Raw genomic sequence first — 16,502 nt, forward strand, 5'->3', positions numbered from 1 at the left:
TTAAAAAAAAAAATAATCACACAATCTCTCATACAATAAGTTGTCATACCTTTGGTAAACTGTTACAAATTTTTTTCTTATTTCGAGCTTTCTTTTCTTTTTTTGTCAAAACTAACTCACTAGTATGCACAATTTCTCCAGTTCTCATCAGCTATTTTCAGTACTAATTCGCTCGATTCTTCTATCAACTTTTGTAGCCTTTTTAATACCCATATTTGGTCAGGTAGTTCCGCCTGACTTTAAAGTAGTTGAGGTAGTTAGTGGCTTAACGGAACCCACAGTATCGGTCTTTGCACCCGACGGTCGAATATTTGTGGGTCAGTCAAACGGGCAATTGCGGGTCGTCAAAAATGATACCCTGTTAGCTACCCCGTTTATCAGTTTAACCGTTAATTCAGAAGGAGAACGGGGTTTATTGGGGATTGCTTTTGATCCAAATTTTGCCACCAATCAGTACATCTATTTGTATTACACCACCCCGACCAGTGGAACTGTTACTGTTCACAATCGGGTGAGTCGATTCACCGCCAACGGCGACGTATCTGTACCTAACAGTGAAACTGTTATTTTAGAACTTGATCCCCTGACTTCTCCCTTTCCGTGGCATAATGGGGGTTCTCTGGCGTTTGGACCTGATGGTAAACTCTACGTATCAACCGGCGATGGTGCCATCAGTGAAAATGCGCAGGATCTTGATAAATATTTAGGCAAAATACTACGTATCAATTCGGATGGCAGTGTGCCGACGGGCAATCCATTTACAACGGGTTCAGCAGCAAAAAGGCGGGTATGGGCCTATGGGCTCCGCAACCCGTATAACATTACCTTCCAACCCGGAACGGGCCGATTATTTATCAATGATGTGGGGGCTATCTCCTGGGAAGAAATTAATGACGCGACTACAGGTGGCAAGAATTTTGGCTGGCCCACAGCCGAGGGAAATGTTTGTAGCGGGACCGTCTGTGCTGGTTTTACTTCTCCAGTGTATTCCTATCCACATGGCAGTGGCGACGGCAAAGGCTGTGCAATAACTGGGGGGGCTTTTTACAATCCAACGGTACCGAAGTATCCAAGCTCGTATGTTGGAAATTATTTCTTCTCTGAATTTTGTAATGGCTGGATGAACACACTGGATTTGTCAGGGCCAACTGTTCAACGGTCGCCTTTCATGACAAATACATTAACCGGAGATTTATCTGTGATGGTAGGCCCCGACGGATATATATACAGTCTGAGCCTGTCACAGAGTAAGATTTATAAAATTCTTTACCTCGACTCCTGTGCCACATTGATGGCAGGTAGTTGGCAAAATGCAGATATTTGGTCGTGTGGGCACGTACCAACTACGACGGATAAGGCCGTTGTGGGTCATGCCGTTACCATTGCCAATAACCAGCCTGCCCGAGCCTTTGATATTCAATATTTAGCAGGTGGTCAACTTATCTTAACTGAAACTGCCAAGTTGCGAGTGGGATATTAAGTAGGCATGTATTGCTGGAAGGAAAAAAGAGCGTGTTTAACGAAGTGGGCCATGTATGCCATTACCGGAGTAATGGCATACATGGCCCACTTCGTTAAACACGCTCTAGATAAAACATACCTACACGCATTACCACTACGCTGTCGGCAGTGGGTCAACTTGGTAACCTAGAACAAGAATTTTGTTACCGTTTTTTCAAACAATTTAATCTTAAAATCATTCCTACAATAAGTTACTGCTTCTACACACATCAGCTCCAGAAATCTTTGCTAGTCTTTACGTGCTTTATCATCTCTTTAACACCTAAAACTAACTCACTGGTATGTGTAACTTTTCCGTTTCTTCTCATTTATTTTCAGTAGTAATTCGCTCTTTATTGCGAACAATTACTATAATCATCGTTTTAATTGGGCTCACCTTTTTTACGCCTTTATTTGGCCAGACACTTCCCCCTAACTTTACCATAGCGACAGTAACCACTGGTTTAACGGACCCAACGGTGTCAGTTTTCGCCCCCGACGGGCGCATTTTTGTGGGTCAGCAAGGTGGGCAGTTGCGGGTTGTCAAGAACGGAACTCTACTTGCTACGCCATTTGTGAGTCTCTCAGTTAACTCAAGTGGAGAGCGAGGCTTATTAGGTATTGCCTTCGATCCGAATTTTACAACGAATCGATACGTCTATGTTTATTACACAGTTCCCACCAGCGGAACTGTTACCGTTCACAACCGTGTAAGCCGTTTCACCGCTAACGGTGATGTTGCTGTTCCTGGTAGTGAATCCATTATATTAGAGTTAAATGCACTTACTGAAACCAATCATAATGGTGGCTCCCTGGCGTTTGGTCCGGATGGTAAACTCTACGTATCTGTTGGCGATAATGCTGTGAGGGAAAATGCACAAAATCTTAATGACAACTACCTAGGTAAAATATTACGGATCAATTCGGATGGTAGTGTACCGCCGGGCAATCCATTTACAACGGGATCAGCATTTCGACAGCGAATTTGGGCATATGGCCTCCGCAATCCGTTTAATATTACCTTTCAACCTGGTACGGGCCGATTATTTGTCAATGATGTAGGCGAAGGCGCCTGGGAAGAAATTAATGATGCCACTTCCGGTGGCCGAAATTTTGGATGGCCTTCAGCCGAGGGAAATGTTTGTAATGTCACCAGTTGCGCTGGGTTGACATTTCCAGTGTATACTTACCCGCATGGAAGTGGCGATGGCAAAGGTTGTTCGATAACAGGGGGAGCTTTTTACAATCCAACGATACAGAGGTACCCAAGTTCGTATATCGGAGATTATTTCTTCTCAGATTTTTGTAATGACTGGATAAATGTATTGGATTTATCAGGGCCGACCGCCGTCCGATCTCCTTTTATGACGAATACACCAGGTGGAGATTTATCAGTGATGCTAGGGCCCGACGGAAATATATACAACTTAAATAGGGCTTCGGGCAAAATATTCAAGATTATTTACCTTGGCGAAACCTGTACTACAACCAAGGCGGGAAGTTGGCAAGATTCATCCGTCTGGTCGTGTGGGCACGTACCGATTGTCTCCGATAGAGCCGTTGTAGGTCATGTGGTTAATGTGCCGCTTAATCAGCAAGTGTACGCGAACAGAGTTCGATACGTAGCGGGTGGGCGAATCACCTTTAACACAAATACAAAATTACGTCTGGGGCTTTAAAGATTGAGGCACAGAGATGCACGAAGGGTAAAGGAGATTCACAAAGATGAAATAAAAAATCTCTGTGAATCTCCTTTACCCTTCGTGCATCTCTGTGGCAAAACCTCTAACGTCAGCGTTATTTAGTGCGAATCTCGTTTGACTTCGCTTCCTGACCCTCCTTTCAGAAAATCGAAGTCGGCGCCTTCGTGCGCCTGTGTTACGTGCCGGATGTACAGATTCACATAACCACGGTGGTAGCCCAGATCGAGCGGTTTGAAACGTACCAGTCGACCAGCCAGATCCTCATCTGATACGTGCAGGTGCAACCGCCGATTCTCAACGTCGAGCGTAATCAAATCACCATTCTCAACCAGAGCCAGATTGCCCCCTACGGCTGATTCAGGTGATACGTGCAGCACGACCGTTCCGAAGCCGGTTCCGCTCATACGTCCATCTGAAATACGTACCATATCATGAACGCCCTGCGCCAGTATCTTGGCGGGTAGTTGCATGTTGCCAACTTCAGGCATTCCCGGATAACCTTTTGGCCCTACATTTTTCAGGACAAGTACACAGGCCGGGTCAACATCCAGTTCTGGGTCGTCGATACGTGCTTTATAATCGTCGATATTCTCGAATACGACGGCCCGGCCCGTATGTTGCATCAGCGCCGGTGTTGCAGCCGAAGGTTTAAGAACGGCGCCGTTCGGGCAGAGATTACCACGTAGCACGGCGATACCCGATTCAGGCTTAAACGGCTGATCTACGGAGGCAATAACGGCGGGATCATAGCACTGAGCATCGGCGCAATTCTCACCAAGTGTCCGGCCATTTACGGTGATGGCGTCATTGTGCAGATACTGACGTAGTTCGCGGATGACCGCAGGCAGTCCACCAGCATAAAATAAGTCTTCAACAAAATGTTCGCCTGATGGCTGTAAATTGGTTAGCAGCGGGATTTTGGCCGAGAGCTTATCAAAATCGTCGAGTGATAGCTCGATGCCTACGCGACCAGCAATGGCTGTCAGGTGCAGGATAAAATTAGTGGAACCACCCAGCGCAGCATTAATCATGATGGCATTTTCGAATGCCTGACGAGTCAGAATTTTCGAGGGCGTAATACCTTCACGTACCAGTTCAACGGCCCGCATACCGGTGAGATGGGCCAGCACTTTCCGGCGCGAATCAGCTGCCGGAATGGTGGCGTTATCGGGCAGTGCCAATCCCAGCGATTCGACCATAGCCGCCATCGTCGACGCCGTTCCCATCACAGCACAGTGCCCTTGCGAGCGCGCCATACTGGCTTCAGCTGCTACAAACTCTGCCTGACTCATCTCGCCCATTTTAAAGGCTTCGGCGAAACGCCATAGGTCGCTCGTTCCGATTCTACGTCCCTGAAACCGCCCGGCCAGCATCGGCCCACCGGAAACGACCATCGTGGGCAGATCGACACTGCACGCGCCCATCACCAATGAAGGCGTCGTTTTGTCGCAGCCGCACATCAGAATGACGGCATCCAGTGAATTTCCCCGAATGCTTTCTTCTACGTCCATACTGGCCAAATTGCGGAACAGCATCGCCGTCGGCTTAATCTGGCATTCGCCCAGCGACATCACCGGAAACTCAAGCGGGAAACCACCCGCTTCCCAAACCCCTCGCTTGATGGCTTCGGCCAGTTCGCGGAAGTGTGCGTTACAAGGTGTGAGTTCAGACCACGTATTGCAGATACCAATGACGGGTTTTCCCTGGAATTCGTGATGCGGAAAACCTTGATTTTTCATCCAGGCGCGGTAAATAAAGCCGTCTTTACCGGTGCGGCCAAACCAATCTTGAGAACGTAATTGAGCCATTCTTACAGGGAATTATCAGCTTTAGAGCTGATCGGGACATTCGTAGGAAAAGAGACGTAGTGGTCTGTTTTACTTGCACCGACAATTGAAAAGCTGCGTTTCATTCACCTAACTGCTACGTTCAGGGAAAGCACGTATCACGGAACCGCTTCTGCGCGTAATTCCTAAATCCTATTTGCACACCATCTGCATAGTTTGTACTTTTGCGGCTGCTCAAGAAAGTCATGCTGATGACATTCAGAGGCCTATAATGGTAGATGAGCGAGAATTTGGCAATGTAGATACACTGATTATCAACGTACCAACAGCATAATACAGAGAGGTGTCCGAGTGGTTGAACGTGAAAATAAGCCGCAACTTGCTGTGAATCAACCATTAAACCAGCGAAAGGGCCAAATTAAGGGCCAAATGTTGAGACAATACAAGAAACCTCAACTCTACAACGCCGGTGGCGATATTAAAAAAAAGTGGTACGTCCATTATAGCTACATCAACCCTAAAACCGGCAAGTACCAGCGCATTAAACAGTATCAGGACCTCAACTCATACCACACCAAAAAGGAACGTATCGAGTATGCCGATCTACTAATTAAGGCAATTGAAGAGGACTTAGAAGCTGGCTACAATCCCTTTGCCAAAGTCAATGAGCAGACCGTTGCAGGCTCGTATACCCTTGAGCAGTGCGTACCTGCGTTTCTAGCTACGAAAGAGCGTCAACTGCGCGGTAAGACGATAATGGGCTATCGCTCGATTCTGAACATGTTTCTGGACTGGGCAAAGCGAACCGAAAACCACGACCGCCATTTATCGGAGCTAACTACTGAGGACGTTGAGAACTATTTTCGCTGGGCGCAAAAAAACCGCAACCTTGCCCCTACTACTCACAACACAGAGTTAACCACTATCCGCTCATTCTTTACGTTCTGGATAGGTAAACGGCTCATCAACTATAACCCGGCATCGGGCATCAAACGGCTGCGTGAAGAGGTTGCCAAGCACACTGTTTACAGTGATGCCCAAATCAAATTAATTACTGATTACCTTTCGCAGTCGGACACCCCTCGCGATAAACAGCTGCTTCAGTACATCAAATTTATCTACTATACCTGCATTCGTCCCAAAGAAATCAGGATGCTCAAGGTAGGTGATATACGACTCAAGACTGATACAATCCTTGTGCCTGCCAATGTGTCCAAAAGCGGCCGATCTGAGCCGGTGGACATAGCGCCGGGTCTTGACGAAGTGATTGAAGAAATGGGACTGGCTACAGCTGATCCCGACTGGTACGTATTTGGCAACCAGGCCAAAGGCGTTGCCGGTGACTATAGCGACCCACGGCCCGGTCCAAAGCCAGTGGGCATCAATTATTTTTCCGACCTCTACAGGGAGCTAACAAAGGAGCTTGGTCTAAGTGAAGAGCATACCCTCTACTCATGGAAGCATACGCGCAACGTCCATCTGTACATGGAAGATAAGGACTTGCTACGTTTGATGCGTCACAACCGTCACACTGACCCCAAAGTGACCATGCGCTATCTGCGAAATCTTGGACTACTGGTTGACACCCGAATCAAGAACGCCCGTCGTATATAAATATATACCAGATAGAGGCTACCAGCCACGCTAGGCCAAATAGTGCCAGCAAAATCATGGATTTACATTGTATAGAAATACCTATACACCCCGCCAAACTTTCAATTATCAGTAGTTTCGACTTCATCTCATTGCTTTTCTATATATAGGCGATAGGCGTAATAGGTAAGTCAAAAAATTGATAAAAAATATTTTCACTAATTCATGAAAATAATCACTAAATCATTTGTTTGCTAACGAATGAATAGCGACCTTTGAAATGTCGTCCACGGGGGATGGCTGCTAAACACCACTGCAAATGGCTAGCAATAAAGTAGAAGGCTGGATTAAGATGTACGAAGCGGCACTTAATCAGATTCGGCCCCAAATCACCAAAGAAGGTGACACCACCGCCGAAGTTCAACAGGTCATAGACGAAGCGTTGGACGAACTCTTAGGCTGGTACGAATACCGAAAGCTCTTTGGATAGGGCACGGGGGCGAAAGCCCCCACCCTTTCAATCTTTATATATAATCAACTAAATAATCAACTATGGACACGCAGGCATTAATTGACAAAATCAAAGCCATCGACTCGCCCGAGGCTATGGAGGTTGTTGCTGACCTCTTCGAGCAGATGGAGGGCGCTGTACCTGCCGAGGTTAAAGCAGCCTTTTGGCAGCAACTCAAAGTACTAAACACACAAAGCAAGAAAGATCGGGAAGAGATTGCCAATACACTTAGACTGCATGGTGTCGACTATCCATTGGATAAATGGCTAACACCCAAGAACTATGCTCTTAAGTTTGGGATAAGCAACATTGAAACAGTTCTAGGCTGGATCAATCGTGGCGTTATCTCTAAAGAGAACATTAGAGAGATTCCAGAATTAAACTTGCGCCTGGTTAGAGCTATTGAGTATACGCCACGCAAGTACAATCAGAACAAGCAAGAAAAAACATCTTAGATAATACCCTAGTCATTTGCAGATAATCGGAAACACCCTTGCCATTTGGTGAGGGTGTTTTTTTAGTAAAAAAGCCTACCCGAAACAGATAGGCTTTTAAGTTGACAGCTACAAATGAACCCTGAACAGCCCATATTTTAAATACTAATTATATCTTCGCCCTTTGCAGTCCCTGCGTGAGTAGGTATCAAACCGGCTACGACGCGCACCCCTGACCGTTGACAGGCTCACCGACTGCGAACCACTGCTATCGCCACAAACGCCACTGCCTGCATTCACCTTAGTCGATAGTTTCAAGGCATAATCATTGGCGTACGCCTTGTAAGATCGGGATAGTTCGGTACGTTGGCGGTCGGTGATTGGCTCGGTAGCCCCCTGAGAGTCCCGTTTTTGCACCGGGCCTGTATCGGTTATGTTGACGTTGCCGTGAAGTATGTACTCACTCCAAATGGCGTTAGCCAGAAACGGCATTATTAAATCGAAATATTCTTTATTTACGCCGGTTATCAGGTCGACACTACCATTGCCATTCTGATCATAAAATATGTTTTGTATTTCGAGAACGGTATCACTACTAATTAATTCGAGTAGCCAGCCGTTCATAATCTTACGGGCATGAACTGACAACCGCCCGATCACATCAAAGGACACGGGAACGTCGCCAATTTCATCGTTAAAATTAATCTGGCTGAGCCATGCCTGATGCTGTATCGTCGCCATCGGTAAAATAGTCTAGGTTCTCAAGGTGATAATCATGTGTCTCAGGTAGTGGCTTATGCCAGTACGGGAGCACTTTAGCCAATGTCTGATCGATACGCCGTTGCTCTTTATTCACGCTCTGTTGCATGACCTTGCTGGCCACCTTCATTTCTTCGCCGGTAGGAGCTATGCCGCCACTTTTGCGAATGTTCAGTATCTCGTTAGGCACTCGCAACCGTCGGGCTATACGCTGCATAACGCGCTCGTTGGTGGAATTGTACCGGTCAGCCAGTCCAGCCGTGCCCGTTGTAGGCTCAAAGCCCATTGCTTTCAACTCGTCAACGCTATCGGCTTCTGCCAGTATCAGGTTGCCACCATTTTCGCCCCCCTGATTGGCTCTGAGTTGGGCAATTACGCCGTCCTCATCTTCGTCAACCTCATCAACGGTGCCATCCCGATTTTTGCGCTGCGTCTTTTTAGAGCTGCGCAGTTGCTTCCAGACGCCCGATATGTTGAAACCATTGACAACGGTTGAGAAATCGAACTCTACCAGCTCATTCTCCGTCTCCATATTCTTGACGCCACCAAAATAGCTGGGCTTCTGATAGTAAGACGTTGAGGGTGGTCCAACCTTTACGTATAAAAGCTGTCCGTGGTAGTTCTCAATGCCACCTACTGCCAGTATTTGAGCCATGACTATCTCGGGGTCAGGATCGAATAGCGGTAGCCGGGTGTACTTGCTGCGCCGGTCCTTTTTAAACGACTTATCCAGATACGGAAAAACACCCCCAAAGTAGAGGTTGCCGTTGTCGTCAGGCTCACCAAGTCTAACAATCTCCCAGGGTACGCTACGAATATCGTTTACCTGAAAATTACCGTTGTAGCCGATGAGCAGACAAATAACCTGACCTTGTGCAATGTTCCAGGCCATGCCCTCAACGACTTCATCCAGCGTCTCCCCTTTGCGGTTAACAATCATATTGGCCAGCGCTTCATCTTCAATGCCGTTGCCGACAATGAACTCAGCCCGTGCCTGCATTGCGCCGGTCGCGGTGTCGCTGTCATCAATAACATCAATGAGCGTTTGGGGTAAATAGTCGTCTGTCCCAAAAGGAAGAAAGCCCGTAACAGTTGGTTTTGTCACGGGCACCTTCTTGGCTTTTGGCTGAACTTGAAACTTAGCCATAGGTCGGCTTATTCAGTTGGAGCAACTGGCTCCGTTGGGGTTGTGACTGGTTCGACTGGAGTAACTGGCTCCGTCGGTGTTTCTGGTTTGGCGGCAGGTTTCGCCGGTTTAGCTTTTGGCGTTGCTGCTGGTTTGGTTGCTGGCTTCGCGGGTGATTTGGTCGTAGTCGATTGAGGGTCAAAATCCGGATTGACGACAAACAGCTCTTTGGTGCTTGGGTCATCCTTCATAAACTTCTCCGCTACTTCGTCGGTCAGGTGTTTAGCCGACTCCGACTCAGGACCATGTGTTTTATTGATATACGCGAAGGCTTGACCATGCAGTTGAATATGGCCAACATCTTTACGTAGCATCCATTTTTGAGTAACCATGCTGGGTAAGTTTAGAACTTTAATAAAGTGATACCGTAATGCGTGTTGCACCTCCGACAGTTGGCACTTTTTGCAGCTACCATCGAAGATTAAACCAGTAACTTCGGTGTAAGCGGCAAGGATCGCCGGTTTGTCAGATTCAGGTAGTATGCCCGTGTCATACCATTGACATACCACCTGATAAATTGCGGATACGTCCATACATTAAGACAGGGCTAACGCCAGCGTCTCAATAAAGTCGTCAGTGTCATCGACCGGCGAACCACCCGAGGTCATGTGCTGGAACGTATAGAAGGTTGACTTCTCATCCGGTGCCTGCATTTGCAGCGTATACGCACCTTTCAGCGTGTCGTCGTTTGAATCTGAGTCCAGCGTCGTTAAACGAAGTCCGGTTTTCCATCCGACAATTTTCCATGAGCCAGGGTTGCCGTTCTTTTTAACGATGGCGAACACATCTTTCAAATCGAGCAGGGCATCCAATTGCGCCTCTTCAGCGGCCGAGTTGCCAAACAGGATATAGCGGAGCGTTTGAACAACGTTGTTGCCATACTCACCAGTGGTCAGGCTCGTGCCGATCTGGTTAGAGAAGTTGCGACCGATGAAGCGCAGGAGCTTCTTGCCCGATTTTAGCGTAATAGAGCGAATGATTTTTTTATTGGTCGAATCCGGGGCACTGGTTGAGAGCCACGAAAATCGACCAATAAACACCGTCTCACCTACACCTTTAGCCAGGGGTTCATCACAGATGTTTACCCCTAAGTTTATTTTGATATCTTCTGTTGCGCAGGACATTGTTTGCGAAGTTGGTTGAGGTAGGGCCCCGATTAAGAGGCCCTACCGGTGTGTTTAGTAAGCAACGGAAACCAGGTCCTCACGGGCAATCTGAGTATCAAGCTCATAATCAGCCCGTGCGTATTGTTTTTTGTCTTTACGCTCATACCAAGAGTCAAAAGCAACAGGGTTGCGTTCGTCCGTATCAACCGACAATTGAAGGTTATCCTTCACAGTAAGAACTACACGGTGCAACTCGGTAGTAGTAGTTTCGCCGCTATTTGTAAATGTGAAGTCCTCTTCTAACGCCTGATCAACAACATCAAGCACCTCCAAAAGAATACCCTCGAACTTTAGCGTTGGTGTACCATCAATCAATTGAGCGCGAGACGATTCCAGCTTGTCATTACCCGATAACTCTTCAGAATAGTTATCATAGATGGATCGGGTAACAAGAAAGCGCTTGTCTGTGGCCTTCATAGCCTTGAGTTTGCGCTTTTGCTTTCTGTATACCTGACGCAGAATCTTTTTAGCTTCACCATCAGGCAATACCTGACCAGCAGTGGTGGTCGCGGCATTTTGCGAAATAGTATAACGTGGTGTCAGGTTGGCTGTAACTGCGTCTTTAATCCGCTTCCAGATACCATCCACCTGATTGTAGTTTTTCACCTCAGCCGATCCGCCCGTTAGGTTGCTGGCAATAATTGCCTTATTGCTTAACCAGAACATGCGCTTCAAGTCGTTGTCGGCGGCTTCAATCAAAGCCTCCAAAACTAACTCTTCGGCAGGTGTACCGGTTAGGTCTGGTTTTTGCGTACCACCATTCAGGGTTTCCTCAAACTGAGTATTGTACAGGTCAGTATAGCATATACTCATATATGCCTCAACTGGCTGAGGATCCCAGAACTTTTCACGAAAAGTCAGTTGCTTATTGTTAGGTGTTGAATCACAACCAGGATCTTTAATGGTGATCTTGGTGAATGGCTCAACATAGCTCACCTGCTGCTTGGTCTTGACCGCCGTGAGTACCTTGATGAAGTCATCCAAACCGCTAGTTTGCAGGGCGGGAATAAGGATATACTCCTTTGTCAGTTTCCCGTTATAGGTGATGCCTATTGGGGTTTGAATTGGTGATGCCATAGTTAATTTCCCTTTATCTGTCTAAGTTGATACGTTAGTTCGATGCGCGATTGCCCTGCTAGGCGGCTGCCGGAGTTCTTTTGTATTTTGCGTTTGCCTTGGCTATTACCCGTTGTGCTACATTAGCCCCGACTTGCTCATTGTCGGGCACCTCAACCTTGTTCTGCTTGGCTTTGCCGGATTCGGGAAGTTTATTAGCCTGCGTCTGAACGTCGGAGCTACTCATGCCGCCCAAAACAGCTTTGACTCGGTTCTCAATCTGAGTCATGCGCTGGGTGTTGGCCGCTTCCTTATCGGTCAATGCCTTTACCTGCGCCCGTAACTCCTGATTTTCCTGACGTAGCGCGGCCACGTCGCCCGATGCGCTGGCTTCGCTTTCATCGGTCGTGCTTTCCGTTTCCTCCTCTTTGGTATCTTCGATTTTGGTGATTGTGCCATCGGCTACAGTGATCACTTTATCGTCGGCAGTAGGATAGTCACCGTCGGGTGCGGTTTCGCCATCAATCGTGGCTGAGTCGCCAACTACAGCCTCGTCGCCTGTCGAGTTGGTAACCAACGTTCGGCCGTCTTTCAGACCTATGTCCAGTGCCTTCAAGCCAGCACCCTGGACAACTTCCAGAAGTGACTGAGCAGCCGCCAGCGTGTTTTGCTTTTTTGCCATTGTGTTTTGTGAATTGTTAGTTGTAAGATCATCGGGTGCGTCAGGATTCTCCTTATAGTCTCTAAGGCTCATCATATACACCGGTTTGCGCTTTTTGACGGATTCAATTGGGGCAGACACGCCCGACATAGCCATTGCCCCTAGCTTGTGAATGGCTGTAGAAAAGCCATGATCAACGGTTTCCTGCGGAGTCAGGTATAAATCATCTTCCAGGATCAACGCCCGGATGGATTCGACAGCCTTACCAATGCGCTCAGCGAAATAGTCGAACATTTTATTGGTCTCCCTTCGCAGCATCTGGGTAAACTTCTCTGCCTGTAAATCATTGCAGAGGCCAATATCCCACGGGCGGTGGGCCATCCATTCGCAGTAGGGTGTTATCTCTCGGCTTTCGCCGAGGGCATGAAAAATGGTACCAAACGAAGCGCACTGACCATAGGACAGGGTGTCAATGGGTTTACCTAAACTAAGCAGGTACTCGACAATCTTCCATCCTTCGTAGCAGTAGCCACCGGGTGAGCAGATTTCGAGTCGAAGCCGGTCAAAGTCACCAGCCGCAAGTACCTGCTGTTTGACCCGATAAAGGGACGTAGCCTCATCGCTAGGCCAGATGTAGCGCTCAGGTAAAATAATGCCCTCAATTTGAATCGTGGCTGTTGTTGGCACGGCAGGACCGGATTGATAATTTGTGCAGCCGTGAAGTTATGTAGGGCCAAAAAATAGTATATTAGCGTAACTGTATTAGATATGTGTATTTTTTGTGTTCATGGGCGAACTGGAGCCATTTGAGACAGCACTTACCCGCGTCAGGTCGGGTGAGACGATCCGAACCGTCGTTAAGGATAATTTTAAAAATTACCGGGGCTACAATAAGCTGTGTACACCTGAGCAACGGGCAACCATCACACTTGCCCGAGTTGAGTTTCTGGAGAACAAAAAAGCCTCCACCCTTCCCACACCCAGGGCTACCCCTGTTCGCTTCATGGTGGAGACATTGCCCGAACGGGTTGAACGGGTAAAGACCTATTGTAAGGAGCGCAAAATGACCATTTCAAGTTTCATCAACGGACTCATTTTGCGGGAACTGGAACCACCCGAAGCCAAACCGTTACCCAAAAAGAAGCCTTAATAACTGCCCTGTGCTTCTGCGTAAATCAAATCACTTTCAACGCCGTGGATATCTTCAACCGCCACGACGAACCTAGCCCCTTTTAGTGCCGTAATCACATCAGCACCGACATTGATGCCGGGTTTTAACTGCACCCCTCCATACGCAAAGTTGCTCATCTGTGGTGGCTGCATGGCGCTGGCTCCCGAGAACATCCGACCGTTACCGTTATAGGAGTTGATAGCCGAGAGTTCATTGTAAAACTGTGCCGTCGATCTGGCATTGATGATAGCCTCACCGTTACTTATTCGTGCCGGTATCGAGTCAGACGTACCCGAGCCAGGACCACGAACTAACCCCCCTTGCCCGTCGGATACATACCGGCGTACATAATCTGCAACACCACCCTTTGCGAAGGTCTGCGCATCGATCAGCGATTGAGCCGCAAACGCTTTTGTCAATATCAATGCCTCGGTAATGGCACCGAGCACCGGATTTTTAGCAAATAGTTTAAGTGCCTCGGTCGTAGCGGTGGCCGTAGCAATCAGGTTTTCAATGCTGGCAATTTTTTGACGTCGACGTGCGGCCTCTTTCTCAAGCTGCTCACGTTTGGCCTGGTACTTTTCCTCGATACGCGCCCGTAGATCTGCATTCGTGCCGGCCGATCTTAAAGCCGCTTCCTGCTGTTTGTCAAGTGCCGAGAATATAGCAGCACTTTGAGCCTCAAACAGCGTCGACAGGGTGTCTTTAGCCAGCGACACCGTATTGATGATGTCATCAACTAGACCATCAGAATAGGCTTTATCGAGTTTTTTATTATCCTCGTTATTCTTCTCTTTTAGCCGCTTAAGCTCATCTTCTGTTTTTTTGCCAGTGGCAATTTCGAGTTCGTATTTTTTTTGAAGTATTTCCTTTTGAACCTGCAACTCCTTTTTCGACCCCGCAACAACCGCGTTTAATTTGGCCTCAGAAATGGCTAACGCATCAGACTTGGCTTTTTCAAGTTCCTGCTGATCGAGCGCCTTTTGATCTTTAATTGCTTTGGCCCGAATTGCCAGCTTCCTCACCTTTAGCTCTTCCTGCAACTTCAAATCGAGCAAGCCGCGTTTCTCGGCGTTCTCTAGATCAAGTTTTAGCAGGTCGAGGGCATGCTTTTCCTCAAGCTCAATCTGATCACGCTGGAATTTTATCTGTTGAGCAAAGGTCTGTTTGTTTAGGTCGAACTCGGTTTGGAGTCGCTTGTCGGCCAACTCCTTAGCCCGATCAATCTGACCTTTACCAAAATTATCTTCCAACTGTTCACGGGCAAGGTCAGCCTGTGCATCGATCTGTCGAAGTTTTAATTTTAATTGCTGCTTATCCTTAATGGTATCCTGTGCCGCTTTCCGATCAAATTTCTGCTGATCTTCAATCTGCTGCTTTTGAGCCTCAAGTTCTGCCTGACTACCTTTTCGAGCCAATGCGATACGAGTAGCGGTAATAGTCGAATCCAGTTGAAAGGACTTTTCGGCCAGTTCGACAGCGTGTTTAGTCCGAGCCTCGATTATTGCCGCGTTGGTTTGGGCTTCGATGAGTTTACGTTGGGCACTATTCTTTTTCAGTCCAACGCTCTGTAGTTGCCCCTGCAAGGTCAATATCTTTTCCTCCTGCTCTAACGTATCCTTTCCCTGACGTTTCAGGTCAATCAATTCAACCTCTGCCAGCGCAACCCGAGCCTCTGCCAGTTTCTTCCGGGCGTTCAAAGCCTTGTCTGCATTTTCTTTGCGGGTTGCTTCATCAGCTTCAATCTGCGCCGTTTCCCGGTTACGAATGGCCTGCTGCGTGTTAAGTGATTCACGCTGAGCCTTAATAACATTGGCTTTTGCGGTGTCCTCTGCTATTTGCTCCTCGTCTTTAAGTTTTTTATTTGCCGCCAGCCGTGCCTTATTTAGCTTCACGATCTCATTGTAGGCATCGGTAGCATTCTTAACGGTTTGTTTGGCAAGGTCAGCCTCAGCCTTACCTGCTTCACGAAGTATTTTAATTTTCTGCTGCTCCGACAAACTACGGTCTTTCACCTTAAGCAATGCCTGATCAACCTGTAAGCCCACCTTTTCGCGTTGCACAATTAATGCGTTTTCATTGTCCTCAATCTCCTGCATGGCGGCAATATATTCCGCATGGGCTTTACCCGCCTTGATGGCGTTGGCAGCAACTTCGTCCAGACTCACCTTGTACTTATCCGTGCCGGTAACCAGACTTTTAATGGTATCGATCGGTGCGGTGAATAGATCAACGAGCAGGTTGCCCAGTGGCGCAATACCCTGAAGTAACGTATCAAAAGCCTGAGTTAAGAAACCAATCGACTGCTCCAGCTTATCGGCGCCCTCATCGGTCGATTTGATCAATGCCACCAGCCCAACGAATAGCGCAATGATGGGAATGGCCGTAAGTGCGATCAATGCCCCCCGCGTTGAGGCAATGCCTTTAGTGAATACCTGAACGGCCTGGGTGCCTTCCTTGAATTTATCGCCAAACTCACCAACGCTCACCCCGCCGACACGTACCAGTTTCAGGTAATCGCCCACCGATCGATAATTGCGGCCCGTGGCTTCTTCCTGACTCTTCAGCTTATCGGTAACGGCATTGATGGTATTTGCCAGTCTGCCGCCAATCTCTTCATTTTCCCGCTCGGCATCATTCAATCCATCAAACTTGTCCGTAACCAGTGACAAGATAGCTCTCGACTGATCGAGTGACCCGTTGGCGGCTCGGCGCACGTCAATAAGTTTGTCGAGCGTTTTTTGTTCTTCCCGAATTTCACGGCTCAATGTGCGCTCCTGAGTAGTGATCGACGTAAGACTACGGGCGTAATCCTCAGCCGATACCTTCCCCTCTTTGTTGGCTTTTTTAAGATCTTCCTTTGCCACACGCAGAGCCTCCGACTGCTTGCGCAGTTCGACCAACCGGGCCTCGGTAGCGCCCTCGTCAATCTCCACCTCCAGAATAATCGCCTGGTTGTTGTTTTCATCTGCCAT

Annotated in this window: 14 protein-coding genes; 6 read left to right on the forward strand and 8 right to left on the reverse strand. The window is 47.8% G+C overall.

All coding sequences use genetic code 11. The features are described 5' to 3' along the window. Window positions 1-124 precede the first annotated feature (124 nt). Together IC229_RS27415 and IC229_RS27420 are read left to right on the forward strand one after the other, a co-directional pair. Complete coding sequence (locus IC229_RS27415) at window positions 125-1,480, forward strand: PQQ-dependent sugar dehydrogenase (protein ID WP_190890943.1); 1,356 nt, start codon at window positions 125-127, stop codon at window positions 1,478-1,480. Between the two features lie 376 nt (window positions 1,481-1,856). After that, window positions 1,857-3,179, forward strand: a complete 1,323-nt coding sequence (locus tag IC229_RS27420) for a PQQ-dependent sugar dehydrogenase (RefSeq protein ID WP_223834222.1) — start codon at window positions 1,857-1,859, stop codon at window positions 3,177-3,179. Window positions 3,180-3,301: 122 nt separating this feature from the next. Here the strand turns inward: IC229_RS27420 and IC229_RS27425 are convergent, their stop codons facing one another. Next, on the reverse strand, window positions 3,302-5,011 hold the full coding sequence (locus tag IC229_RS27425; RefSeq protein ID WP_190890946.1) for an IlvD/Edd family dehydratase: 1,710 nt from the start codon (window positions 5,009-5,011) through the stop codon (window positions 3,302-3,304). Window positions 5,012-5,419: 408 nt separating this feature from the next. Here IC229_RS27425 and IC229_RS27430 point away from each other — a divergent pair, with 408 nt between their 5' ends. From IC229_RS27430 to IC229_RS27440, 3 genes are all read left to right on the forward strand, one after another. Beyond that, entirely contained in the window at window positions 5,420-6,604 is a 1,185-nt protein-coding gene (locus IC229_RS27430; RefSeq protein WP_190890947.1) for a tyrosine-type recombinase/integrase, read from the forward strand. 298 nt (window positions 6,605-6,902) lie between these two features. Then, complete coding sequence (locus IC229_RS27435; RefSeq protein ID WP_190890949.1) at window positions 6,903-7,073, forward strand: hypothetical protein; 171 nt, start codon at window positions 6,903-6,905, stop codon at window positions 7,071-7,073. Window positions 7,074-7,135: 62 nt separating this feature from the next. Beyond that, complete coding sequence (locus tag IC229_RS27440) at window positions 7,136-7,549, forward strand: hypothetical protein (RefSeq protein WP_190890951.1); 414 nt, start codon at window positions 7,136-7,138, stop codon at window positions 7,547-7,549. A gap of 144 nt (window positions 7,550-7,693) precedes the next feature. Here IC229_RS27440 and IC229_RS27445 read toward each other — a convergent pair whose 3' ends face one another. From IC229_RS27445 to IC229_RS27470, 6 genes are read right to left on the reverse strand one after another with little or no spacing between them, the layout of a single operon-like run. Continuing rightward, on the reverse strand, window positions 7,694-8,269 hold the full coding sequence (locus tag IC229_RS27445; protein ID WP_190890953.1) for a DUF6712 family protein: 576 nt from the start codon (window positions 8,267-8,269) through the stop codon (window positions 7,694-7,696). Next, window positions 8,229-9,434: a hypothetical protein gene (locus IC229_RS27450; RefSeq protein ID WP_190890955.1), complete on the reverse strand. Its 1,206-nt coding sequence runs from the start codon at window positions 9,432-9,434 to the stop codon at window positions 8,229-8,231. Before IC229_RS27450 ends, IC229_RS27445 begins: the two co-directional genes overlap by 41 nt. An 8-nt stretch (window positions 9,435-9,442) precedes the next feature. Next, window positions 9,443-10,006, reverse strand: coding sequence for a hypothetical protein (locus tag IC229_RS27455; protein WP_190890956.1), 564 nt, complete (start codon window positions 10,004-10,006; stop codon window positions 9,443-9,445). Window positions 10,007-10,009: 3 nt separating this feature from the next. After that, window positions 10,010-10,597 carry a hypothetical protein gene (locus tag IC229_RS27460; protein ID WP_190890958.1) on the reverse strand — a complete coding sequence of 196 codons (588 nt, stop codon included), beginning with the start codon at window positions 10,595-10,597 and terminating at the stop codon, window positions 10,010-10,012. A 54-nt stretch (window positions 10,598-10,651) separates the two neighbouring features. Continuing rightward, window positions 10,652-11,716: a hypothetical protein gene (locus tag IC229_RS27465; protein WP_190890960.1), complete on the reverse strand. Its 1,065-nt coding sequence runs from the start codon at window positions 11,714-11,716 to the stop codon at window positions 10,652-10,654. Between the two features lie 58 nt (window positions 11,717-11,774). Next, window positions 11,775-13,043, reverse strand: a complete 1,269-nt coding sequence (locus IC229_RS27470) for an ATP-dependent Clp protease proteolytic subunit (RefSeq protein ID WP_190890962.1) — start codon at window positions 13,041-13,043, stop codon at window positions 11,775-11,777. A gap of 100 nt (window positions 13,044-13,143) precedes the next feature. Here IC229_RS27470 and IC229_RS27475 point away from each other — a divergent pair, with 100 nt between their 5' ends. Further along, entirely contained in the window at window positions 13,144-13,506 is a 363-nt protein-coding gene (locus IC229_RS27475; RefSeq protein WP_190890963.1) for a hypothetical protein, read from the forward strand. Here the strand turns inward: IC229_RS27475 and IC229_RS27480 are convergent. After that, the gene (locus IC229_RS27480; RefSeq protein WP_190890965.1) at window positions 13,503-16,502 is read right to left on the reverse strand and encodes a hypothetical protein; all 3,000 of its coding nucleotides are present in this window, start codon (window positions 16,500-16,502) and stop codon (window positions 13,503-13,505) included. The two genes, IC229_RS27475 and IC229_RS27480, sit on opposite strands and share 4 nt — an antisense overlap.

The sequence above is a fragment of the Spirosoma profusum genome (assembly GCF_014699005.1).
In the GTDB taxonomy this organism is placed as follows: Bacteria; Bacteroidota; Bacteroidia; order Cytophagales; family Spirosomataceae; genus Spirosoma; species Spirosoma profusum.